The sequence below is a fragment of the Flammeovirga sp. AWQ4_249 genome, from assembly GCF_056161045.1.
In genome coordinates this window covers 211,664-236,559 of record NZ_JBSWYJ010000004.1, presented here as the reverse complement: position 1 = coordinate 236,559, position 24,896 = coordinate 211,664, and the positions used below count along the sequence as shown (strand labels likewise).

General features: G+C 31.6%; 21 protein-coding genes. 5 read left to right on the top strand and 16 right to left on the bottom strand.

Features of this window, described 5'->3' with window-relative positions:
* Window positions 1-302, top strand: a 302-nt coding sequence (locus ACXAHM_RS05870; RefSeq protein WP_474959480.1) for an IS3 family transposase, incomplete at its 5' end; no start/stop codon positions are given.
* A 326-nt stretch (window positions 303-628) separates the two neighbouring features.
* Here ACXAHM_RS05870 and ACXAHM_RS05865 read toward each other — a convergent pair.
* Window positions 629-1,594 (bottom strand): helix-turn-helix domain-containing protein, encoded by a 966-nt coding sequence (locus ACXAHM_RS05865; RefSeq protein ID WP_474959479.1) that lies wholly within the window; start codon window positions 1,592-1,594, stop codon window positions 629-631.
* Window positions 1,595-1,744: 150 nt separating this feature from the next.
* On the opposite strand from ACXAHM_RS05865, the gene ACXAHM_RS05860 reads away from it, so the two are divergent.
* The gene (locus ACXAHM_RS05860; RefSeq protein ID WP_474959478.1) at window positions 1,745-3,829 is read left to right on the top strand and encodes an FUSC family protein; all 2,085 of its coding nucleotides are present in this window, start codon (window positions 1,745-1,747) and stop codon (window positions 3,827-3,829) included.
* Window positions 3,830-3,989: 160 nt separating this feature from the next.
* Here the strand turns inward: ACXAHM_RS05860 and ACXAHM_RS05855 are convergent, their stop codons facing one another.
* From ACXAHM_RS05855 to ACXAHM_RS05815, 9 genes are all read right to left on the bottom strand, one after another.
* Window positions 3,990-5,243, bottom strand: a complete 1,254-nt coding sequence (locus tag ACXAHM_RS05855) for a nucleoside permease (RefSeq protein ID WP_474959477.1) — start codon at window positions 5,241-5,243, stop codon at window positions 3,990-3,992.
* A gap of 183 nt (window positions 5,244-5,426) precedes the next feature.
* Window positions 5,427-5,825, bottom strand: a complete 399-nt coding sequence (locus ACXAHM_RS05850; protein ID WP_474959476.1) for a response regulator — start codon at window positions 5,823-5,825, stop codon at window positions 5,427-5,429.
* The gene (locus ACXAHM_RS05845; protein WP_474959475.1) at window positions 5,826-6,974 is read right to left on the bottom strand and encodes a sensor histidine kinase; all 1,149 of its coding nucleotides are present in this window, start codon (window positions 6,972-6,974) and stop codon (window positions 5,826-5,828) included.
* A gap of 91 nt (window positions 6,975-7,065) precedes the next feature.
* Window positions 7,066-8,370, bottom strand: a complete 1,305-nt coding sequence (locus ACXAHM_RS05840; protein ID WP_474959474.1) for a sensor histidine kinase — start codon at window positions 8,368-8,370, stop codon at window positions 7,066-7,068.
* Window positions 8,357-9,757, bottom strand: coding sequence for a sigma-54-dependent transcriptional regulator (locus ACXAHM_RS05835; protein ID WP_474959473.1), 1,401 nt, complete (start codon window positions 9,755-9,757; stop codon window positions 8,357-8,359). The genes ACXAHM_RS05840 and ACXAHM_RS05835 overlap by 14 nt, the downstream gene beginning before the upstream one ends.
* Before the next feature lie 102 nt (window positions 9,758-9,859).
* The gene (locus ACXAHM_RS05830) at window positions 9,860-10,249 is read right to left on the bottom strand and encodes a hypothetical protein (RefSeq protein WP_474959472.1); all 390 of its coding nucleotides are present in this window, start codon (window positions 10,247-10,249) and stop codon (window positions 9,860-9,862) included.
* Window positions 10,250-10,262: 13 nt separating this feature from the next.
* Window positions 10,263-11,426 carry an ABC transporter permease gene (locus ACXAHM_RS05825; protein ID WP_474959471.1) on the bottom strand — a complete coding sequence of 388 codons (1,164 nt, stop codon included), beginning with the start codon at window positions 11,424-11,426 and terminating at the stop codon, window positions 10,263-10,265.
* The gene (locus tag ACXAHM_RS05820; RefSeq protein ID WP_474959470.1) at window positions 11,423-12,661 is read right to left on the bottom strand and encodes an ABC transporter permease; all 1,239 of its coding nucleotides are present in this window, start codon (window positions 12,659-12,661) and stop codon (window positions 11,423-11,425) included. The genes ACXAHM_RS05825 and ACXAHM_RS05820 overlap by 4 nt, the downstream gene beginning before the upstream one ends.
* Before the next feature lie 3 nt (window positions 12,662-12,664).
* Entirely contained in the window at window positions 12,665-13,357 is a 693-nt protein-coding gene (locus ACXAHM_RS05815; protein WP_474959469.1) for an ABC transporter ATP-binding protein, read from the bottom strand.
* Between the two features lie 266 nt (window positions 13,358-13,623).
* Between ACXAHM_RS05815 and ACXAHM_RS05810 the strand changes: the two genes are divergently transcribed.
* Window positions 13,624-14,511, top strand: coding sequence for a hypothetical protein (locus ACXAHM_RS05810; protein WP_474959468.1), 888 nt, complete (start codon window positions 13,624-13,626; stop codon window positions 14,509-14,511).
* A 40-nt stretch (window positions 14,512-14,551) separates the two neighbouring features.
* On the opposite strand, the gene ACXAHM_RS05805 is transcribed toward ACXAHM_RS05810, so the two are convergent.
* From ACXAHM_RS05805 to ACXAHM_RS05790, 4 genes are all read right to left on the bottom strand, one after another.
* On the bottom strand, window positions 14,552-16,009 hold the full coding sequence (locus ACXAHM_RS05805) for a TolC family protein (protein ID WP_474959467.1): 1,458 nt from the start codon (window positions 16,007-16,009) through the stop codon (window positions 14,552-14,554).
* Between the two features lie 27 nt (window positions 16,010-16,036).
* Window positions 16,037-17,284, bottom strand: a complete 1,248-nt coding sequence (locus ACXAHM_RS05800; RefSeq protein WP_474959466.1) for an efflux RND transporter periplasmic adaptor subunit — start codon at window positions 17,282-17,284, stop codon at window positions 16,037-16,039.
* Window positions 17,285-17,444: 160 nt separating this feature from the next.
* The gene (locus ACXAHM_RS05795) at window positions 17,445-18,872 is read right to left on the bottom strand and encodes a DUF5723 family protein (protein WP_474959465.1); all 1,428 of its coding nucleotides are present in this window, start codon (window positions 18,870-18,872) and stop codon (window positions 17,445-17,447) included.
* Window positions 18,862-20,463, bottom strand: a complete 1,602-nt coding sequence (locus ACXAHM_RS05790; RefSeq protein WP_474959464.1) for a hypothetical protein — start codon at window positions 20,461-20,463, stop codon at window positions 18,862-18,864. Before ACXAHM_RS05790 ends, ACXAHM_RS05795 begins: the two co-directional genes overlap by 11 nt.
* A 242-nt stretch (window positions 20,464-20,705) precedes the next feature.
* Here ACXAHM_RS05790 and ACXAHM_RS05785 point away from each other — a divergent pair, with 242 nt between their 5' ends.
* Together ACXAHM_RS05785 and acs are read left to right on the top strand one after the other, a co-directional pair.
* Window positions 20,706-21,128, top strand: coding sequence for an IS1/IS1595 family N-terminal zinc-binding domain-containing protein (locus tag ACXAHM_RS05785; protein WP_474959463.1), 423 nt, complete (start codon window positions 20,706-20,708; stop codon window positions 21,126-21,128).
* Between the two features lie 138 nt (window positions 21,129-21,266).
* Window positions 21,267-23,192 carry an acetate--CoA ligase gene (gene acs / locus ACXAHM_RS05780; protein WP_474959462.1) on the top strand — a complete coding sequence of 642 codons (1,926 nt, stop codon included), beginning with the start codon at window positions 21,267-21,269 and terminating at the stop codon, window positions 23,190-23,192.
* A gap of 76 nt (window positions 23,193-23,268) precedes the next feature.
* Here the strand turns inward: acs and ACXAHM_RS05775 are convergent, their stop codons facing one another.
* Both ACXAHM_RS05775 and ACXAHM_RS05770 read right to left on the bottom strand, forming a co-directional pair.
* A complete protein-coding gene (locus tag ACXAHM_RS05775) occupies window positions 23,269-23,637 on the bottom strand; it encodes a YraN family protein (RefSeq protein ID WP_474959461.1) in 369 nt (122 codons plus the stop codon).
* Window positions 23,624-24,733: a transporter substrate-binding domain-containing protein gene (locus ACXAHM_RS05770; protein WP_474959460.1), complete on the bottom strand. Its 1,110-nt coding sequence runs from the start codon at window positions 24,731-24,733 to the stop codon at window positions 23,624-23,626. The genes ACXAHM_RS05775 and ACXAHM_RS05770 overlap by 14 nt, the downstream gene beginning before the upstream one ends.
* Window positions 24,734-24,896 lie beyond the last annotated feature (163 nt).

The following is a 24,896-nucleotide window of genomic DNA, read 5'->3' as shown; positions in this document are numbered from 1 at the left end:
TCCATTCTGATCAAGGGGTCCAATATATCACAGAGAATTTTCAGAAAGATTTAAGAAAGAATCATGTAATCCAAAGTATGAGCCGAAAAGGTAACTGTTGGGATAATGCAGTAGCTGAAAACTTCTTTAAAATTTTAAAGTCAGAAATGGTTGACCATAAGTATTATTACTCTTTCACTCAGGCTAGAAATGACATCTTTGAATTTATTGAGGTTTGGTATAACAGAAAGAGAATTCACTCAGTTTTGGGCTATAAATCTCCAGAACAGTTTATGGAATTATATAATCAAAAGGTGGCTTAACTTTTTATCCGGAAAAATGTTGCAAATCCAATATACCAATGAAGTGTATAATATAAATTTTGGATTAGCATTAAGGATGTCTATTTTACCACTAGAAATAGCAAAATATAACCCAAAAGCAATGAAGATTTTCAATAAAAATGAAACCATGATAACACGTAAAGCGATTGGTTTTTTATGCGAAGTTTGAAGAGTAACAGTTTCCATAATTAAAAGAGTTTAAATAAATATTTGATTTTTCGTTAACACAAATATCCTATAGAAGGAGCTCTTTTATTGGGAAAAAAAGGTCATTAATTAGAAAAAATAGTTCAATTCATTTTTTACTAAATCTCTTTTCGAGATGCGATTTTTAAGTCAGAAGGTTTTTCGTTAAATGCTTCAATAAAACTTTTCGATAAGTGATTTATATCGGAGAAACCATATTCATAGGCAATTTCTGTTAAAGACTTATGTGTATTAATAATTTGATCTCTTACCTTATGTATTCTTGTGTGCTTGTAATATTGATAAATTGTATGCCCAAAACAATGTTTGAATATTTCATTTAACTTGGCTGAATTAATACCATATTCTTTTGCTAAAGACTTCATAACCGGTTTTTCTTCTAAATGTTTTTGTATGTAATCTCTAATTTCGAATACTGCTTCAAATTCAAAATCTTGATATACTTTTTTAGATTGAGAATCATCATAAGTAAATAATATATTTTGTGCTATTACAGTTAGTTCCTCAAGTTTTAATGTTTTCCACCTTGTCATGAAGTGATCATGAATATCTTTTGGACCTTTATCAAAATATATTTTTTTCCAAAGTGTAGAGTGATCATCACCTCTATGATAGGCAAAGTGTTTGATATTATCTAATTTCTCCTTCATGTAGTCTGTGACAATGCTTTTATTAAAATACATAGTCACACGCTGTATTTTATCTCCTTTTTTTCTTGGGAAAACTAAACTTTCTGAATTTTCTAAGATGATAAAGCCAGTAGGGATATTAAGTTGTAATTGTTTGCCATTTTCTAGATTATAAGTTAAATCTTTACAGAAAAAAATCATGGCATAGTCATATTTTTCATCCGGTTTAAAGACTAAATCATACTCTTTTTTTACATTATATTCAAAGGAAAGCACTCTTATTTTTTCATGTTCAACTAAAAACAATTCTCCTTCAAAATATTCGGTATCTACCTTTAGTCGGTGCTCATCTATTGGCTCCGCTCCATACGTTTTTATGGCATAGTTATAATAACCTTTGTTCCCTCTATCTTTATTTAATTCTATCTTTTTCATTGCTAAAACTTTGTATTTAAGATAACTAATTTGTCAATAAATTGATTTTATAAATTTAGATTTTACTAATTATTCAAAAAATTCTACCATCTTTTTGAAAGGGTCTCACGTACTTTTGTGTTATTCTCAAAACGTTCATCTAACGGAAAAATGGAAAACAGAAAAGTCAAAGAATCGATTAAAGTAGCCTTGTCTTTTGTCATCACATATGCTGTATCGCTAAATTACAATTGGTTTGATCCAGCATGGGCAGGCTTTGGTATTGCGATGGTTGCAATGCCTAATTTTAAAATGGAACAATCTTTCAAGAAAGCTTCCTTAAGGATGGTAGGTACAATAGTAGGGAGTATTGTTGGGTTGATAATTATGGGAATTGCTCCTCAAAGTCGATTTCTATTTATGTTTTTATGTGCTGCATGGATTTTTATCACCATGTATATGATGGCCGCAGATAAAAACCATAGTTATATGTGGAATGTATTAGGCTTCACTTGCCTTATTATTACTACTGCAGGCACATCTAATTCAGTTGATGCATTTGATCATGCATTATATCGTATCCTCGAAAATGTTCTTGGAGTAGGGATTTATACTTTAGTTTCATTTTTAATATGGCCTAACCATGAAAAGAGAAATGTAAAATCTGTTAGTATTCAGCTATTTACTTTTTTTAAGGAGGATATTCTTAGTTTAAAAAAATATGCTTTAGGAGATTCATTTGATGTGGCAAAAGCGAAAAAAGAACTGTTATCAAAAAGAGAAGAGCTTGAAGATATTTTTTCATTAAATGACTTTAATAACAAGGATAAAAAACAACAGAATAATTGGAAGAATATCGCCTTTGAATATGATAAATCTTATAATAGTCTTGTAAGGCTTATGATAACAATTGAAGAGTTAAAAAATACCTCGTTTAATGATTTTGTACTCTTTACGACTACTTTTTCAGCTGTTGATCTAAAACTGGATAATATCATAAAAAGTATAAAAGGTGAAAAAATTATTGATCAAGTTACTATTGATCTTCCAAAACTTAATCAAGGAAGATATTCTTCTTTCGAGGCTAATTTACTGCAAACTGCAATAGATGAACTGAGTCAGATTAAAAATGCATTAATGAAAATAAATAATGCACTAGAAGCACTAACAAGTGAAAAAGAAATTAAAGCATCTCATGTAAATTCTCAATTCAAATTAAATATTCCAATTGATAGAGATTATTTTATAAGTGCATTATATGCAAGTTTATGTGTTTTAGGAGGCTTTTTGATTTGGATTCTTATTGATCCTCCAGGACATAATCAATGGTATATGTCTTCGGGTGCTAATGCAATGTTTATTGCCATGACACCTCAATTAAAAGGTAAAACTTTAATGAAATACTTTACCATAATGAGTATCTATACCACACTCATTTATACTTTCATTATGCCACAATTAGGAAGTTATTATGCATTAGGTTCTTTCTTATTTTTATATGTATTTGTTCAATATTACTTCTTAGAAGGGTTTGCATTTGTAACGGCAGCTTTTGGATTGATGCTCATGGGTTTCACTAATGAAGGGCAGTCTTATAGTTTTGCTCAAATAATTAATACAGATTTATTTAATGTAATATCAATGTTTTTATTAATTGGTTTAGCCTATATGCTTAATTCTACTAGACCAGAAAAAGCCTATATGAATAAGATTAATCAATTCTTTGAAAGTACTCAATTTTTAATTAGAAATATAAATAAGTCCGTTCATCCTTTAAATTTCTATCATCGTTTAAAAATTACTTTAGCCAAAAGAGATTTACAAACTATTCCTCTTTCTTTAGAAAAGTGGTTGGCTGTTGTTGACTTCAAATTATATAGTGGAGTCACTACAGAACAGTTGGAAGAAGTCAATTTCTTAGTGCAAAGGGCAGCCAAAAGAGTACAAGTAATCATTGATAGAATGGAAACGTCAGAAGTTCCACAAGAAATTAGAAATCAATATTTTGATTTAAAAGATAAAACACTTTCATTGATTACCCTTTTTGAAAATAGGGATGAAGAAGAAGTAACACTATTAAAAAGTCATGTTATTTCACTAACTAATGATGTAGAAAAAGGAAATGATTCAAATAATAAAACAGCAACATTTAATCTCTTAAGGAATTATCATCTTCTACTCAATATTTTAGAAGATTATAAAAAGATAAGTAATCATATAAACTGGTCTTTGCTTAAAGAGGAAAGATTTGCTTAAAAATAGTATAAATTGTAATTGTAAAATGATGTACTTAAAAACTAAATTCTATTATCTCCTTAGTATTGGCTTTTGATATTTGAAATAGAGGTACAATACAAAAAAAGATAGCTTCCATTTACGGAAGCTATCTCATATATTTTATAAATTAATCATTGAATTAATGACTAAAGCTTTCTACATCTTTTGGATCATGCTTATGTTGGAAGGTCACTGCAAATAAAATAGCAACAACTAGAGAATAAGCAGCAAACGCAAACCAAATGTTTGGCCAATCTCTTACTCCATCAGCACTTGTAAAGAATTGATCAATCATAACACCAGAAACAGAAGAACCTAATACAGCTCCGAAACCATTGGTCATCATCATAAATAAACCTTGACCTGATGCTCTAATAGACACGTCAGTTTGAGATTCTACATATAATGAACCTGAGATATTAAAGAAATCAAAGGCCATTCCGTAAACAATACATGAGATGATAATCCAAACAATACCTGAACCTGGATCACCAATTCCAAATAAACCGAAACGTAATACCCATGCAAACATACTCATCAACATTACGTTTTTAATCCCGAAACGCTTCAAGAAAAATGGAATAGCAAGAATAAATAAAGTCTCAGAAACTTGAGAAATTGACATGATAATCGCTGGATATTTTACAGCAATACTGTCTGCAAATAATGGATTTGTATCGAACTCATGTAAGAAAATATCACCATATGCGTTTGTCAACTGTAATGCGGCACCTAGTAGCATAGAAAAAATGAAGAATAAAGCCATTTTTCTTTGCTTAAATAACTTAAAGGCGTCTAAACCAAGTGCTTCCACCCAAGTCTTATTTGATTCACCTTTATTTGTATCACATTTTGGTAATGAAAATGCGTATAATCCAAGTCCTAATGAAGCAACTGCCGCAACATAGAATTGTGCAGGGGAAGTTTCAATTTTTAATAAACTTACCGTCCACATTGCAACGATAAATCCTATAGTACCCCAAACTCTAATAGGAGGGTATACTTTTACAATATCTTGATCCGCTTTTTGTAAGGCTGAATAAGCAACTGTAATAGAAAGTGAAATAGTAGGCATGTAAAAAATCATATTGAACAACATGACTACAAAGAATGTCGACGGATTATCAACTTGTGGTAGATAACATAAAATACCAGCTCCAATTATATGAAATATACCTAATAGCTTTTCTGCATTAATATATCTATCTGCAATGATACCTGAGAGTGCCGGCATAAAAATAGAGGCAATACCCATGGTAGAAAAAATAGCACCAAACTCTGTTCCTGACCATTGCATTGTCTTAAACCAATAGCCACCAATAGTAATCAACCATGCTCCCCATATAAAGAACTGTAAGAAGTTCATTATGGTTAGTCTAAGTTTTAAACTCATATCTTTTCTGATATTATGAATTAATAATTGTATCGGCTACAAATATAGACTTTCTGAAGAATTTTCTAAGCGGTTTTTTATCAGTAAACCTTAATGAAGTTTATCAACCTTTAATTTTTGTCTGAAATGCTCAACTTTTTTTGAATTTTACCGTTATCAGGAACTTTTTTGTTTAAGAGAATACTAACCTGCGTCTACCATATTAAAAATTGATAATACATCTTTAGGAGATAATGGTTTGTTGACAAAAAAATCAACACAATTTATATTGTCTGCTTTTATTTTATCTTTTGGATTTAAAGATGTGGTCAGTACTGCTAATTGAGGAACTTTATCTCCAAATTTAATTTTTTGATATTGTTCAATAAACTCCCAACCATTCATTCCTGGCATATTAATGTCTAAAAAAATGACGTCAGGTACTTTATCAGCTTGAATAGTGTGTAAGTAAAATAAGGCTTTTTTGGCTTCATTAAAAATTTCAATATCATCAATGAATTCTATTTTCTTTAAAATAATTTTATTCAAAAAAATGGACATATCTTCATCATCGATGAGCATTACTTTTTTGTTTTTAAACATTTATCTTGGAATTTGAATATAGAATGTAGTTTTTTCGTTGACTTTGGATTCTACCCATATTTTACCTTTATGAAGATCTACAATCTTCTTACAATGTGCTAAACCAATACCTGTTCCTTCATATTTACTGTATAAATTGAGCTTTGAGAAAATATTAAAAATCTTATCGTAATTTCCTTCATCTATACCAATACCGTGGTCTGTAATTTCAAATTGAAAAAACTCCGCATAAGGTTTACACATGATGACTATATGTGGGGGGATATTTTCTTTGTGAAATTTGATTGCATTTGTAAAAATATTTTGAAACAGTAGTCTTAATTCTGTCTCATTGCCAATCAAAGTATTGGGTAGAGTGTGAATCTCAAATGTTGTATTGGTATCATGAATTACTTTATCGAGATCTTTTATAATGTCATCGACTAAATTTTCACAGTTCACAACTTCTTCTTTTCGATGCAGGCCAATATTAGAATGTTCTAAAAGACCAAGGATCAATTTACCCATTCTATCTGCTGACTCCGCTACATATCCTAACATCTGTTGAGATGTATCAGAAAGGATATTTTCATTGTCAGCTATAATAAGTTCCGCAAAACTTTTAATACTATTTACGGGTTCCTGTAAATCATGAGAGGTAATGTAGGCTAGTTGTTCTAATTCATTATTCTTTTGTTGAAGAATTAGATTTTCTTTTTCCTTTTGTTCCAGTTCTTTCTTTTTAGTAACATTTACATGACAACCAACCATACGAATCGCATTGTCATTTTCATCCCATTCTATAACCTTACCTTCACAATAGACCCAAACGATACTGCCATCTTTGTGAAAATATCTTACTTCATTAGTATAGGGGATTTTTCCTTTAGATTTTACATGATTGTTAAACACTTCAAGAACTCCTGGTAAATCATCAGGATGTAAAATGCTTTGCCATTCATTTTCACCATTCAGTTCATCTACTTTATATCCTAACATACGTTTGTAAGTTGGGCTTAAATAAGATTTTCCTTCTGGAATATTCCAATCCCAAAATCCTGCAAGTGATCCTTCAAGGATATTGTCAAAAATGAGTTCTTTTTCTTGGAGTAATTCTTTGACATGTTTAAGCTCAGAGACAAGTTCTTGGTGTTGAGTATTAGAATGCATTTTTATAGAATATAGAGTGAGTATAGTAATGTTAAATTGAAAAATTATCTTTGAACATTCAAATAAAAATTACTGTAATCTAACTACATCTTTAATTCATTATATTTATTGAAAAAGTTGCCCCATTTTTATCTTTAGAATACAATTTAAAGTCATAATTATGCTTGACTAATATGTCTCTACAAAGCATAAGACCGATTCCTTGACCTGTAGGTTTACTACTATAGAACGGTGTGAAAAGTTTAGCTTCTATTTCTTTACTAATTGGAGTGCCTGAGTTCCAAATCTCTAAAGTTTGTGTTTCATGATTGAATGAAATAACAATTTCTCGATGGTGGCTGACTTCTAAAAGAGCTTCTTTTGCATTCTTTATGATATTAATAAAAAGCTGTTCTAAAAGTTGTTTGTCGGCTGATATGATAATGTCATTTTCTAATTTTAATTGAAGGGAAATGTCATGTTTTACTAAATCAGGTTTATAAATATCTACGATATATTGTAATATGTCCTTAAGGTTAATTTCTTTAAAATCAGGCTCAGGTATTTTGACGACAGATGCAAAGTTTTTCATAAACATTGCCATTGAATCGTTTCTTTCTTTGATAATGTTCAATGCATCAAGGTAGTCCACTTTTAATTCATCATCATTTGGTGCAAACAATTTTAAAGTATCCACAAAAGAATTGATAGCACCCACAGAGTTATTGACTTCGTGACTCATCATTCTGATCACTTTACTGTATGCTTGTTTCTCTTTTTTGATATCGTCTAAATAAAGGTCTTGTATAATAATAAATTGTTGTTGAAAACCTTGAAATATAAAAGATGATTTATGACACCTGTATTTCCGTCCACCTGAAAATTGAATTTCTTTTGCTTCCTCTAAAGGCAAATCAGCTATTGCATGTAATAATGGATGATTGCTTTCTAGAAGCGTCTTGTTTTTGATGATGTCAAAATCTAGTTCTAGCATATTAAATGCTGTTGGATTAGATTTGATAATTTTTTGGTCATAATCTAAAATGATAATACCATGAGGAGTAGCTTTTATCAAATGTTCTAGAAAGTAACTTTGTTCTCTTTGTTCAACTCTTTCATTATGCAATCGATCAATCATTTTATTGAATACAGTGACCAATTTATTGACTACTGGATGAGGAGTTGGAAGTAATCTTGATTGAAAATCGTCATTTTGAAGTAAACGCAATGCATTATTGAGTTCTTTTAATGGTTTACTGACAAAAAAGAAAAGACGAATATTCCATACCACAGCAATTCCAGCAACAATTTCTGCCGCTAAAAAATGTAGGGGGTATTCTATTCGATGTTGAAAAGTTAATCCGATTAAAGTTCCGACAATAAGTAGCGTTAATAAGCTATATTCAATCTTGAGCATCTGTAATTTCGTATTTTTCTATCTTTCTGTAGAGTGCATTTCTAGAAATACCTAACTGCTTGGCTGAAGGTGCAATTTTAAAACGATTATCACCCAATGCATTCTTAATCATGACAATCTCCATTTCTTCTAAGGTCATTCCATTTGGTACAATCTCTTCTTTAATTTCATCATTTTGGAAGGCATGAATGTTCGTAGGATTATTTTCAAAATCACTAATTTGTAGTACATCTGACATACTCATTAATACTGAACTCTCCACCCAATTCTTTAGCTCTCTAATATTTCCTTTCAAAGGTTGTTTTTGTAACCATTTTAATGTTTCAGGAGCAAATGATTTTCCAGTAATACCATAAGAATCTTCAAGTTGATCCAAAAAGTGTTGAGCTAATAGAGGAATGTCACTTTTCCTTTCTCTAAGAGGAGGGAGGACCACAGTGATTAAGTTAATTCTAAAGAATAAATCTTCTCTGAATTTACCTTCTTTGACTAAATCAGGTAAGGTTTTATTGGTTGCAGAAATGATTCTAAAGTCAGCCGTTTGTGTTTTCGAAGAACCTAATGGCTCAAACTTTCTTTCTTGTAAAACTCTCAATAATTTCACTTGAGAAGACAGGTCTAACTCGCCCATTTCATCTAAGAAGATACTACCTTTATCTGCTACACTAAAACGTCCTTCTCTATCTATATAAGCACCAGTAAATGAACCTTTTTTATGGCCAAACATTTCTGATTCAAATAAAGACTGAGAGATACCACCGAGGTTCACTTTTACAAATTCATTGTCTACTCTTGGACTGTTATTATGAATGGCTTCTGCGATTAACTCTTTACCCGTTCCGCTTTCTCCCATAATGAGAATAGGAGCATTTGTTTTTGCGACTCTACCAACCGTTTCTAATACTAGCAAAAGCTTAGGATCTTGTCCAATAATATTAGAAATATTGTATTCTTGCTCCAGTTTTTTTCGAGTAGGAGATTTCTCTATTGGTTGAGATTTATGTTTATTTTTTTCTACAGCAATGGCGTCTTTTATACTTTTTAGAAGATGATCATTTTCCCAAGGTTTATTAATAAAATCAGCGGCCCCATTTTTCATTCCATCAATTGCTAATGGCATGCTGCCCCATCCAGTAAATAATACCACAGGAAGGTTGGGTTGTATAGATTTTATTTTCTTTAATGCTGATAATCCTTCTTCACCTGTTGTTTCTACTTTAAAATTCATGTCTAACAAAACACATGAAAAATCAAACTCAGATAGGAGAGGATAGGCCTCTTTTGGATGAGGTGCTAGAATAGGTTTGAAGCCGTTCATTTTTAGAAATAAACCGACAGACTTTCTCACTGCCTCATCATCATCAATAATTAGAATGTAGTTTGCCATTTATGTAGTATTAGAATTTAAAAGTAGTCCAAATTATGATTAATTTGGACTACAAATTTATTTAATCAACCTAGAATTGAAGTATTATTTGTAAAATATTTTTTATGATTCTGTGCAAGTGCAACTAACACTACCCGAGGACGCACTTCCTTTAAGTTTAACTTCAATATTTTGTGCATTAAGAATTTGAAAAGAATGACTTACACTTTTTGAGTCCATATCTAATAATTGATCAATCACCTCTCCATTTTCATCCTCTATAATAATTGTGATTTTTCCTTTGTCTACATTTAAGCTGTAGGTTAAAACATTTGTTTCCTTATCACATTCAATAGTAAATCTCTCATTTCCATCAAAATAATCAAACATCAAATCCAGACTTTTTGAAGATTGATGGATCAATAAATTATTGTATTTAGGAGTGATCTTGTTTAGAGTAACACAACTAGATAAAGCAAAATTAATGAGTAGTAGAAAAGGTAGATATTTCATAGTATAATAACATTTAAAGTTCTTGAAGTGCTTCATTAGGAGTGATCTTCATAGCCAATTTACTTGGGTAATAACCACAAATAATTGTAATGAATAAAACAAAGCATAATGATAAAACCCCTCCCATAAAGTAATCTTCTAAAGCATAATTAAAAGCACCAGTTAAGGGAAATTGAACAGCAAATAAACTCCCCACGAAAACACCAATAATAAAGAGTAAAAAGACCTCGGAAAATATTTGTTGGAATATAGCATTTGTTGAAGCTCCCATAGCCCTTCTAATACCTATCTCAGATTTTCTTTTACTGATATTATACCATAATACTCCATATAGCCCAGTAGTGATATTGATTACAAGAAATAAACAGATAAATGTCATGATAAATAAAGGTATTAATTCCGCCTTATTTTTGGAATCCTGCATGTTCTCTAAATAATCTACTGACAACCTTAATTTTGGATGAATTTTTTCTAGTCCATTCACTACTTCCGCCTCAATAGTTCTAGGATCATTATCTGTTTTAATGAAAACAACAGGTTGATGCGAGTTATTTCTGGAATAATAAATAAGACCAATATTCATCTCATCCTCAAAATCATTTTCTTTATTATAATGATCAATAACACCAATTATTTTTACCTTACTATATTTATTAGAAATTTCATCTTGATCATTTAAATAGGGCTTCATTTTATCGTATAACTTCTGATTAACGATCATTGTTTTGTACCCTTTTTTGTGGTCAGTATCAACAAAATTTCTTCCTTTTACAAAATTGAAATCCATTAGGTCAATAGTTTCAATAGTAACATATTGTGAGGCAAACCATTGTGTTTCTACAGAATCTACATGAATTCTTTCAGTATTATAGCTATTAGAATAAGGATGAGAATAATCTATTTCAGCAAATTGATTTACTTTCTCATTTGATTTTAGATAAGTATTAATCCCATCAAAAATCTCATTGATCTCATTTTCATCTTGAACATCGGCATCCATTCGAATCGCCATAATGTTTTTTGTTTCAAAACCATTGGGTCTTGAATAATTCTCGTACTTTTTATAAAGAGTAGTAAATAAAAGAAAAAGAATAAGGAAAGAGAACCCTATTTCTACAATCATTAATGCGTTTTTTCTTTTTCTTGCCCAAAGTATATATAATAAATGCTTGATCATTGTTTATCAGATTTTAAAGCATTGCTAATGCCGAAGTTAGAAGTTTTGAAAGAGGGATATAATCCAGATAGCAAGCTGAATATGAAAACGCAGCCTAATCCATAAAGAAGTAATATTGGATAAATTTCAATTTGTTCTCCTTGTTCAAACCAAGAATATCTATTCATTAATTTTACACCAATGACTGCTAATATATAACCTATAATACCTCCTAAAAATGTGGTAAATAGATTCTCCACTAATAGTTGTTTTAAGATATCAATTTTAGAGGCTCCAAATGCTTTTCTAATGCCAATTTCTCCAGCTCTTTCTGAAATTCTTGTCACATTTAGGTTAATTAATGAAAGTGCTGGTACTCCCATACAAACCCCAAAAACTATGATAAGATAGATGTAATAAGTTTCTGGGTTATCCATACTAAACAGATTATCAAATAACCATTCCTTTTCAGTCATAAATTCAGCATTAATTTCTTTCTCATGCTTTGTAGGGTCTTTTGGTAGAGACACTACAACAGATTGAAATTCATCATGTCCAGCTTCTAGCATCTTTTCGTTAGGGTACAAAAAGTACATTTCAAAACTACCCAAGAAAGAGTGCCAATCTTCATCTGTTGTTTGATAGATATTTACAGGAGTATATGCATCAGCATATACATCAACTCTAAAATTATTTTCCTTTTCAACAACACCAACAATTTCATAAATAACAGAGTTGACTTTTATTTTCTTTCCAAGAGGATCTTTTTCGCCAAATAGATCAAGAGACATTTGATCTGTAATTAACATTATATTTTTTCTTTCAGTAATATCATTTTCATTGATCATCCTTCCTTTTTGTAAATTAAAAGGGAACATTTCCATGAAATTTTGATCAATACTCATCCTTTCTATTTTAAGTGAAAGTTCTTCATAATAGGCTTTACTAGAGGAATGATGCTCTGATATAGACATTTTTTCAGGTAAAGACATTTTAGAGAAATAATCTTTGTAAGCACTATAACTAAATGGAGAATTTGACCAACCTCTCTCTTCAGACCTAGTTATCTTTAAAATCTTTGCTATTAAGATCCGGTCAATATTTTTATAAGCTCCATTACTACCATAAGACGTTTCAAGAACAGATCCAATGAAAAGTACTACCATAATCGTAATACTAATACTAGAAAGAATGATAAATGAGAAGAACGGATTTTTCTTCAAGGAGTACCAAGCTAGTTTAATGTATGTTTTCATAAGTTAGGCAGTTTCTAAAGAGTTTTGTGCTTGAACAGATACTTGACGACCATCGAAAATTCTAATAATACGATCCGTCATTTTGGCTTGTTGTTCATCATGTGTTACCATGACGATAGTCGCTCCATCCTTATTTAGCTTCATCAACATTTGCATTACTTCATCACCCATTACTGAGTCTAGGTTACCTGTTGGTTCATCAGCAAAAATGATGGAAGGATTTCCCACGATAGCTCTTGCAATAGCTACTCTCTGACGTTGTCCCCCTGATAATTGAGAAGGTTTATGGTCCATTCTGTGAGATAAACCAACTTTTTCTAATGCCTCTTCAACTCTTCTTTTCGCTTCTTTCGAAGAAACTTTACGGTAAAGTAGAGGCATTCCTACATTTTCTCTAACACTTAAATCGTTGATCAAGTGAAAAGATTGGAAGACGAATCCTAAATGTTCGTTTCTGAATTTAGCTAGTTTTTTGTCCGATAATTTTAATGGGCTATTTCCATCAATTTCTAAAGCTCCTTCTGATGGAAGATCCAAAAGACCCATAATGCTAAGTAATGTTGATTTACCACATCCTGATGGTCCCATGATTGAAATGAATTCTCCTTTCTTAATTGAAAGAGAAACATTTTCTAATGCCCACGTTTCAACGGCATCTGTTTTGAATACTTTGCTGATATTTTTTAATTCAATCATGTTGGTAGATTTAATATTTTAAAATGACACGAGTAGAAAACTGTTTCGAACTGTACCAAAGTTCACTAATACATATGAAAAAAGCGTTCAAAAAATTTTAACCGGCTAATATTCAGTTGTTTGCATGATTTTATTGTGATTTAATTAAAGATTAGAGTGATTCAGTATTTTACAAAGTGTTCCGTTTTGTAGCACTTTACTATAATTTGTAATTCAGTAATTAAAAGTTTACTTTAGATTATACTTAACAAGCAACTATTGAATTCATGAAAAAACTTTTATTTTTTTGGGTAGGAATTACTCTATCCTTCTGTGATGTTTTGGCACAATCTTCAGAGTTACATAATAAATATTCTAACACATACATTGAGTATGATGAAATGATTGAATATTATTTAAAACAAAATGAAGGAGCTAAAATGCCAGATGGACCAATGTATTATTATTATAATACGAACTACGGTTATCTATTAAATGTCAAATATCAGGGAGAGGTTAGGCCAATAGCTAAAGAGAAAATGGATGCATTAGATAATCATCTAAAATCTTCAGGTTTTCCTATGACTGCAGATTCATTATTTGCTGATGAGGTTTTAGTTGAAGATGCGGGGATGAAATTCTGGATTCCTATCCAAAAACAATTATTTCATTTTTGGGAAGATGAATTACAGAAAGGAAATGATGCAATCATCAATATTAGGGTATATGGTTCTTTTGAAAGTGAAGAGTTTGTATGGCTTTATTCGATCAATTCTTTTGAAAGTGGTAATGCATATAATGCCTTATGGAATCATATTGATTCATCAATGAAAAGTAATGAATTTAAGAATGCATTTAATATCATTAATGTATTAAAAGAGATGCAGGAGGATATAGAAATATATGCTTATGAAGGTGAAGTTTATTACTCTTATTATTTCGAAAGTGAAGATGGAAAACATTTAGAAAATGCTTTAAAAAGTACAAATACGTATTTAGGAAAAGTAAAGAATGATGATAGAGCATTGTATGTGAAAGCATTAATTCTTTATGAAATGAAAAATTTTAATGAAGCTAGTGAATGCATACAAAAGGCAAAGAAAATAGCAAAAAAGAATAAATCAAATATGCTAGAAAGCATTGTTGAGCTAGAGAATACTTTAAAACAAGGATAGAAAAAAAGCAAAATAGACGAATAATCTATTTTGCCTTTTTTTATTGCATTACATAACGGATGTTTTCATGTGCTTCAAAATCATATAAAGTAACAGTGCGTAGCTGATAGTAACTCATCCAGTACAATTTTAAGGTATTGATATATGCATTTTTTGCTTGATCCTTTTCATCTGTAGACCATACTAACTCTCTTATGCTAATATCTCCCAATTCATATCTTTGAAGTGCAATAGAATACTTTTTTTGAGCGACATCATCCGCTTTTTTAATGTAATTCACTTGCTGAGCCATTGTTTCAAGTTGCTCACTGGCATTGATCACTTCTCGTTGAAAATCTAATTTCTCTTGAGCTATTTGAGATTGAGTCAGTTCATAGGTAGATGTTGCCGAATGTATTCTAGCTTTTGCTCTTCCCCAATCTAATATTGGAACGGCCAAAGTAACATTGACTTGTTGACTTTGAATTGTATTGCTGTAAGCATCTCCAATCACGTCTGCTTGATTACTCATTCCAAAAGCAACCTCAACATTAGCTTGAAAACGATTGTCTCTTTTGGCTTTAGCAATTTGACTTTTTCCTTCAATTAATCTACGTTCATAGTTAATGAAGTCTTTTCTATTTCTTTGTGCATATTCCCAAGCCACATCTGTATTGATATTTTTCAAATTATAAGAGGAGGGAACCATTAATGAAATTTGCTCTGCATTTATACTATCCACCCTTAAATAATTCATTAATGCTCGCATAGCTGTTCTGTAATTTAAATTTGCAGATGCATAAGCTTGTTCCGCAGAGATAACATTCAGTTCTACTTGTAATACCTCACTTTCACTAGCCCGACCAATCTCTTTTTTTGCCTTTGTAATTTGAACAATCTTTTTGTTGTCTTGGACATTTTGTAATGCAATTTGACTATTCCATTGTGCGACAAGGGCATCAAAATAAAATTGTGTGGTTTGTACAGCAATCCATTCCATATCTTCAATATATTGTTTCTCTGCTTCTTGAAGTTGGAGAGGAGCTAATTTTTTTTGCCATTTCAATGCGTTATATTGGAACAAAGGCTGGCTAATTCCAACATAAATTGGTTGCGCTTGATATTGGTGAAATTCAGATTGAAAATCATCAAAACGATTGATTTGACTTCCAATAAAAACTGATCCACCAGTTGCTGCAATTTGTTGTGTTAAATTCAATTGCATGCTAATGTTATTTTGTTCTACTGCCTGATAAATAACACTTCCATCAGGTTGAGTAATGGGATTATAGTTTTTACCATAGGAAGTAGGACTTCCTTGTAATACCATTTGTGGTCTTAAGTCTGTCTGAAATGATTTGAAATTTGCTCTTTCAATTTCCAATGCATTTCCTGCAATTTTCATGTAATTGGAGTTAGACTGAGCCAGGTCAATGGCTTGTTTTAAATTTAATATTTTCTGACCCATAGACGAAACAGAAAAAAACAGACCTATTAGAAGTAGGATAGAAGTTTTCATTTTAATATTGATTAAATGGTCAAAAAATTAGTTCAGTTCAATGATAGTTGAATTAATATATCGGTCAGTTGGCGAGATAATAATAGAATCTCCTTCTTGAATATTATTTTCTAATTCTATCCAATCAGCATTTCTAAATCCTGTTTTTACTTTTGTTTTTTCACCTCTTCCATTTCTAATGACAAAAATTTCTTCTTCTATTTTACCTTTGAAAGCACCTCTGTTTTTGACTCTCAAAACTCCTTTGTGTTGTTCACGAATGATGGATAAATCAACTAACATATCAGGGCGTAGAATATCAAGGTTTTTTTGGTCATTAAGCTGGACAAGGACGGTAATCATTCCATTTTCTGAAGAAGGAGAGATACTAGAAATGATGCCGGTGTACGTAGCTTTTGAAGATTTTACCATAACATCCATCCCAATTGAAAGTGTAGCAACATACTGTTCAGCTACTTTACCTCGAATTCTAAATTGATCAAGGTTAGCAATACGTGCTAAAACTTCACCTTCATTCACACTAGTACCTACTTTGTCTTGGATGAAAGTAATGACGCCTTCCATTCCACTTTTTGCTTTTGCCTGTTCTAGCTTTCTTTCTTGCTCTTGAATTTTTTTAAGTTGGATGGATAAAGACAATTCTAAAGATTTAATTTCTTGTAAGATCCCTTTTTCTCTTATTGATAAGTCATGTTGTAATTGTTCTTGTTTTAATTCTTCAACGGCTAATAAGGTTTGGGCTTGTTTTACTTTTTCTTGTGTAGAACCTCCAATGGCTAATAGTTTTTCTTCCCCCTTAAGGTCTTCTTTTCGACTACTTAATTGTAAAGCATTGATTTCAGCAGATTTTTTTAGGTTAAATAATTCTTTTTGAAGGCGTAATTTTTCCTTGCTGATTTCAACACGTTTCATCTCAGCTTCATCTTTCATGGAAGATAATTGTGTCTCTGCAGAAGCAATATTTAATTGTAATAAAGATTCATCTGCTTTTACATAATCACCAATACCTTTATGTGTGGCTTCAACAAAAGATGAAAAAGGAGAAGTAATAGCTTTTTGTAAGGTAGGTTCAACTTTACCACTTCCAGAAATCGTTAAGGCAACATCACCTCTTTCTACCATAGCAATAGAAATATCATTGCGATCTATCTTTTTAGATAAAAAGTTATTGATGATATACAGTAGCGTAAAAACAGCAAGTCCAGCTAACCCCAATTTGATGAATTTTTGCTTTTTATTCTTTTGTTGCTCTTCTTTTGTAATGATTCTGTCCATTGTAGTGTTCGATTTAAGTTATACACTTTGTACAATGAAAAGAATCAACCAATATGTGTTAATTATCTGTTTATTAGTTAGTTGTGGTTTGTTTTATAGCTTTTTTTAATGAGATATATGCTCTTAGTGGGAACAAAGTGTTCCATTTCGTAGCACTCTATTAATTTTCAGGTTCCCATTCCATAATTTGGCTAGCTCTTGTTTGTTTCTTGTTGAGGTAATTTTTCTTTACATATCCAAAATTTAGATTTATACCAAAACGGATACCAAGAGATTGACTGTTTTTCCAATTGGTTACATTTTGAATTACATCATCAGAAATAGCATATACTTTTATGCCAGGAAAGCCCACTGTAATAGCACCACCGACTCTTGAAACGCCACTTTTGTCGGCAGTATAATTGACGCCTAATCCTAAAAAGTCAGCAAAACGTTTATTCATACTCACAGAAACACGTGGATTGAAGTAATCGTCTGTATAACTAAACCCAAAAGTAGTTCCAACAATAAATTTATGCCCCAGATCAACACTTCCTGCAAAGTTTACATAAAGAGGTAGGTTAGTAGTATAGCTTTCAAAATCACCATCCTCAATCTCATGAAAATCAAAGAGTGAAACTAAGGAATCATATTGTTCGCTTGATTGATCATAATTGTCGGCATCAAGTAAATTTTGAGGATTGGACCCCGTTAATACTACTGAGTTATAACCTTGTCCCCCTAAGAAGTAATCTTGACGAGAACTTGACCATATGATTTGACCAATATTAGTTGCAGCAAATTCTAATAAAACACGATCTGTCAACTGGTAAGTGACCCCTAAATCAATAGCATAGCCATTACCAGCACCACCTGCTAAATAGGAACCGATTTCAGCATCTGTTAAATTTTTATTTTCATCTAATAACTTATTTAAACCTGCAGTTCTCATTGGACGATCTCCTACACTAACTGTAATAGGGTAGTTAGTCGCATCTTCTGTTTCTATCGTAATTTGTGCCTCATTTAAATTTATATTTAATAAACCTGATAAATATTTAGCATTTATACCTATCGTCCATCTGTCTTTAATATTGTAATTGAAACCAAAACCATATTCTCTGTAATGAGAAAGGTCAACAGTAGGAGCAACGTTAAATTGTCTATTGAGATTGTCAGAGTGTGCTGTCCCTTTTGCAAAAAGATCTCCTACATCTTCATTAATATGAGTGATGCTTGAAATTCTTTCTCGAACAAAAAGACTAAAACTAATTTTATCATTAGTTACAGTTAACCCTACTAGATCTACTACTGCTGTAGTCTCCATAACATTTAGGCTTTGTAATTTCTCAAAGAATTTTTCAAGATCGATATTTGTTCCATCTCTATCTTCAGTGAAAATATTATTATAGGAGAATGTAGTCGATTCAGCATTAGCATATATAGATGGTAATACAATCGATGTTTTATAGACACTTTTATGGGCTGGGTTTAATTGTAATGATTGAGGCATATCCTTCATAAAATAAAGCATCGTCTCTTGTTGTCCATAACACAAAATGCTGTACAAAAGAATAAGTAGTGTTGCGATATATTTCTTATAATCCATTCGGAGATACTTTTACAGATGCTGCAATTCCAGCTTTCACAAATAATTTTTGATCGGGGGTAAAAGGAACCACTCTTCCATCAGGAGTGCTAAATGTTCCTCTTAAAAGTAAGTAGTTTGCAGTCATTATCCGTTGGGCATCATCATGTGTGATCCGAAATGCTGCTTTTACTAAGGTTGGTTCTTGGATAATATTATTATCATCCAAAATAGCGGATTCCATAAAGGTAAAATCATGTTGATTCCCTTCAGGATTTACATCTAATCGATATGGGGCAGGATCATCAGGACTGTCAGCAGTATAAACTGAAATTGTACCATTTAATGGAAAGTAATTTAAGAACTCCAATTTTAAGATAGCAGAATCTAAAAAAGTAATACTTTCATTAAAATCATTATTTCCAGTAAGAGAAGCAGTAAAAACAACATTATCTAAACCTAATTTAAAAGGAATAGTTAAGATCAGTTGTCCTATCAAATGAGAATCACTTTCGATAAAATAGTCAATATCTTGTTTGAATTGTAGTTGAAGACTCCCTCTTAGAAGGATTAAATGAGGTTTTTGTCCGAGTAGGCTCTCTGGCTTATGAATAGAAAGTGTATCTACTCGTTCAATATTTGGAATCAAAGGACGATCAATTTCATTAGATGTAAATAAAATAGAGTATTCACTACTATCAATAGAACTGATTGCTAATGCTTCTATATTATTGGTTAAAATATCAATACCAAAAGTATTATAAGTAATAAAGTCCAAAGTAAGATCTCCAAGTTCTACAGTACCTTCTTCTAAAGTATTGTCAAAGATGTCAATTTCTAATTCTTGTTGCACAATAGGAATATCTATATCAATATCTTCTCTTGGGGTAAAATGAATTCCACCAATAGAAGTTAATTGAATCCCTGCATTATCATCAGAAGTAATTTGGAATTCGGTATTTACATTATTCGTTTTATTGGAAAGACGTAATGCAATGGTGTAGTTATTATTTCTATTTACTGTTATATCATCGACATCTAGTCTAGCTTCAGTTACTTCATTTGGGTTTAATTGAGTAGTCTGAGTTCTAGCGATTAAAGTGTCAGTATCATTAAACCTAATCAAATCAATAGTCAAAGTTGAAGTTGTGGATGTAGGGTTAATAAAATGAGCAGAAAAATAACCTTTATCAATATTTAGAATATTAATATCAAAATAGGGACTAACAGTATTAATGGGTAAAACGATATCATTAGTAAGTGGAATTCCTTGAAATGAAGCTAATAAAGGTATATTCAAACCACTAAAAATAGTGAAGTAATCATTATTCAATACCTCATGACCTATTAAAAGAGGCTTAACTTCTTCTTTTTCTTCTTCTTTTTCCCAACTTTTATACTTGATATACCAAGGAATAGAATCTGTATATAAATCTTCAATATCATCTTGACTTATTAAATCCTCTAAGTCAATTTCACCATCCAATAAAGGTAGGGCAATGAATTTTGTGTCTAAATCTTTAATGCCAATATTATCAAACTCACTAGCGTTAAATCCGCAAGATGTAAACAATGTTATAGAAAGCAGTAAAAATTTAAAGTATGGTTTCATGTTTTTATAAAAGATTGAAACATGAAAATACATTTTTTTTATCTATTGCTAAGCATATTTCTTGGAAAAATCATTAAATGTAAAATTTCTAATCTAAAAATAGGATTATTTAATTTTGTTAAATTATTTCAAAAAGTGTATAAATTACATGAATATTGCTAAATAAGTATAGGTGTGCTAAATAAGTATACTTATAATGTGTGTCATACACTTAAATATTAAAGAAATATATATTCATTTATATGAAAATTTCAGAAATAGCATGTCCACAATGTCATCACGAAGAATATACAAAGAGCGGTTTTGTAAAAGGAAGGCAAAGATTTAAATGTAAAAAGTGTGGGTATAATTATACTGTAGCAAAAAAAGGAAGAGAAACCGACCGAAAGTTTGTAGTGAAGGCATTACAACTTTATCTGGAAGGGGTTAGTTTTCGTGAAATTGAAAGGATTGTAGGGGTTAGTCATGTTTCAGTGATGAATTGGGTAAAGAAATATAATATTCCTCGTTTAGAGTCAGATGCTTATGCTCCAAATTATAAAGTTATGAATCACAGTGAGCTATTGACATATATAATTAATAGAGAAAATTTAGAAAATGGAACATCGCTGATCACTCAAGTAGGAGATAAGTACATGGTGATTTCATGGGAAAATAAAAAATAGCTATACTAAATTAACGTAAGTATATATAAATGATCATTTTTTGTTGCTCAATATCTATATTCAAAATCGAAAACTTCAGTAATAATTTATTTTACTAGGTCTTACATAAAGATCTATTACTCAAACTTTACACACTAAATGATCAGCAGAATTAACAACTTGGAAGACTACGCTGTAGCATACAGACGTAGTGTGAGCGAACCTGAAAGATTTTGGTCAGAGGTCGCGGAACAATTTGTATGGAGAAAGAAATGGGATAAGACAGTAGAACATGATTTTGATAACTACAATGTAAGTTGGTTTACAAATGGTAAACTAAACATTACCGAAAACTGTCTAGATCGTCATCTACTTTCAAGAGGTGATAAAACAGCAATTCATTGGGTTGCCAATGATCCACATGAGAAAGATAGAATATTCTCTTACAGAGAACTACATGAGCAAGTATGTTTATTTGCTAATGTTTTAAAGAGAAATGGAGTAGGCAAAGGAGATAGAGTCTGTCTTTATATGCCGATGGTTCCAGAATTAGCAATTGCTGTATTAGCATGTGCTAGAATTGGTGCAATCCATTCTGTAATTTTTGGTGGTTTTTCTGCTCAAGCTTTAGCAGATAGAATCAATGATGCAGGAGCGAAAATTTTAATCACTGCTGATCAAGGTCCAAGAGGAAAGAAAGTCGTTGAATTGAAACAAATCGCAGACGAGGCATTGTTCCAATGTCCTGATGTAGATAAAGTAATTGTTTATCAACGTACAGGTGGAGATGTGAAAATGGATCCTGAGCGTGACGTATATTGGCATGATGAAATTAAATCTGTACCAACAGTTTGTGATCCTGAAGTGATGGATTCAGAAGATCCTTTATTTATTCTGTATACTTCTGGTTCAACAGGTAAACCTAAAGGTGTAGTACATACTACAGGTGGATACATGGTTTATACATGGTATTCGTTTAGAAATGTATTCCAATATCAAGAAAATGATGTGTATTGGTGTACTGCTGACATTGGATGGATTACAGGTCACTCCTATATTGTTTATGGTCCTTTGTTAGAAGGTGCAACTTCAGTAATGTTTGAAGGTGTTCCTACTTTCCCAGATGCTGGTCGTTTTTGGAGAGTTGTAGACCGTTTAAAAGTAAATATCTTCTATACTGCACCAACTGCAATTAGAGCACTAATGGCACAAGGCCTTGAGTATGTAGAATTATATAAATTAGATAGTTTAAGAGTTTTAGGTACGGTAGGGGAACCTATTAATCGTGAGGCTTGGGAATGGTATCACCAACATATTGGTAAAGGCCGCTGTCCAATTGTGGATACTTGGTGGCAGACTGAAACAGGTGGTATTATGATTTCACCAATTGCAGGTGTGATCCCAACAAAACCAACCTATGCTACATTACCTTTGCCTGGTATTCAGCCTGTATTAGTAGATGCTGATGGTAATGAAATTGAAGGAAAAGGTGTAGAAGGTAACTTATGTGTGAAATATCCATGGCCTTCAATGTTAAGGACTACATGGGGAGATCATGAGCGTTGTAAAAACACGTACTTCTCTACATTCAAAGGTTTGTATTTTACAGGTGATGGTTGCCGACGTGATGAAGATGGCTATTATAGAATTCTAGGTAGAGTAGATGATGTAATGAATGTATCTGGTCACCGTTTAGGTACTGCAGAAGTTGAAAATGCGATCAATATGCATACTGCTGTAGTAGAATCAGCAGTTGTAGGGTACCCTCATGATATCAAAGGACAAGGTATTTATGCTTATGTTGTTTGTGATTCAGAGCAATTGGAAGTGAGTACAATTACAGAGCTAAAGGAGCAAATTTTAGAGGTTGTAATTGACAAAATTGGAAAGATTGCCAGACCTGATAAAGTACAAATCGTTAGAGGATTACCGAAAACGAGGTCAGGAAAAATCATGAGACGTATTCTTAGAAAAATCGCTGAAGGCGAGACAGGTAACTTTGGTGATACCTCAACTTTATTAGATCCATCAATAGTTGAAGCAATCAAAGAAGGTGCCGTTAAAGATGGTGCGGTGAATGCTTAAAATTGAATAAGAATAGATCTATTGGCTAGTAGTTTGCGGACTACTAGCCTTTTTCGTTTTTAGAGCCAACGAATAATTAAAAAGCATCCTCTAAATGCAAAGTATCAATCAATACTTCTTTATCCAACATAATACTAACAATGTCATAACGAACCATGGAGTAGGGTTGAGTGTAATTTTCCAAAAAATAAATGGCAGCTTCTTGAATACAGTGGATCTGTTTGTCTGATACATGTTCTTCAGGAAAACCAAATGCACTGTTTTTTCTTGTTTTCACTTCTACAAAAATGATAAAATTACCTTTTCGGCATATGATATCAATTTCATTCCTTTTGTATCGATAGTTTTGAGTAACTATTTGATAGCCTTTAGAGAGTAGTAATTCTACTGCTTTTTCTTCTCCTATAGAACCAGTAAGTTGTTTGTCTGTTTTAGTTGATGTCATCCATGTTGTATTTTTGGAGTAATCGGTGCCAAGAATCTTTATCTATATTATCGACAATTTCAGAATTGATTTTTTTGTATAATTTACTATTTCGAGGCATAAAGAAGGAATAATAATTCTGTTTGAAATTAGCTTGAGAAATATCAAATGAATTTCCAGCACCTTTTTCTTTAATGATATAACGCATAATTGGTTTGTCATGTACAAATGCTACAATTTCACCATTATTGAGTGCGTCTAGTCCATCGTCAGGAGTAATAAATGTTGTAGGGTTAATTTGATGTTTTAATAAATAACTTTCTGCTCCAGAGTGAGCAGTAACACCAATATTACCTTTCATTTTTCTAAGTTCAGCAACAGATTTAATTTTTGCTTCTAATTGATTTACTGTTAGTGTTGATGTAATTGTGGCTGTAAAACTAGAAATTAAACTTATGGCTACAAACATCCATACCATTGAAATAACTCTACCTAATGTTGTTTTTGGAGTTTTATCGCCATAACCAACTGTTGTAATGGTAACAGTAGACCACCAAATACCATCCATAATGCCATCAATACCATCCCTGAAATCTGTATGATTATATTTTTTTTCTACCCACCATACGATTGTACCAAAAATGAAAACAATAATTATCAATGTGAAAAATAACTTCATGAAGCCCAATGAAAACAAATTACTAAAGAAAAGTGTGATCTGATCTTGTTCATTTTTCTTCACGACTACACCAAGGGAAGTGGTCATAAAAGGATAGGTGACATCAAGTTGTCTTATTCTCGTCGAACTTACAGGCATGGGGTTAGCCGAAATATCAATTTGTCTTCTTGATAAAGCTAGAATTAAGCCGGGCATGTGTTCGTATTCAACAAACTCATACACAAGGTGCAAGTCCTCTGCTACCATATGCCATAAATCAATGCTCAAGCCATAGAAAGTCCCATCCACGCTTTTGATGACAAAAGGAGGATCTTCTCTTACCCCAACTCTTAAGATGTGATTTTCAAGAATTTTCTTTCTTGACGCTAAACCGTTTTCTTGTGAGTATGTAGCTAATGGGACAGCAATTAAAAAAAACAAGAGCAATTGACGAATCATGCAGTTGTAAAAATGAGATGATTTTGGTAGAACAGTTTTACTATTATTAAATATAAAAAAGAATTTTCAAAGTTCTTAGTTTTTTGAAAATGAAATCAGTATTAATTGGAAGTGTAATGAAAAAGTAAAGCCAGATCATAATTAAAAAGTACTTCAAAATATA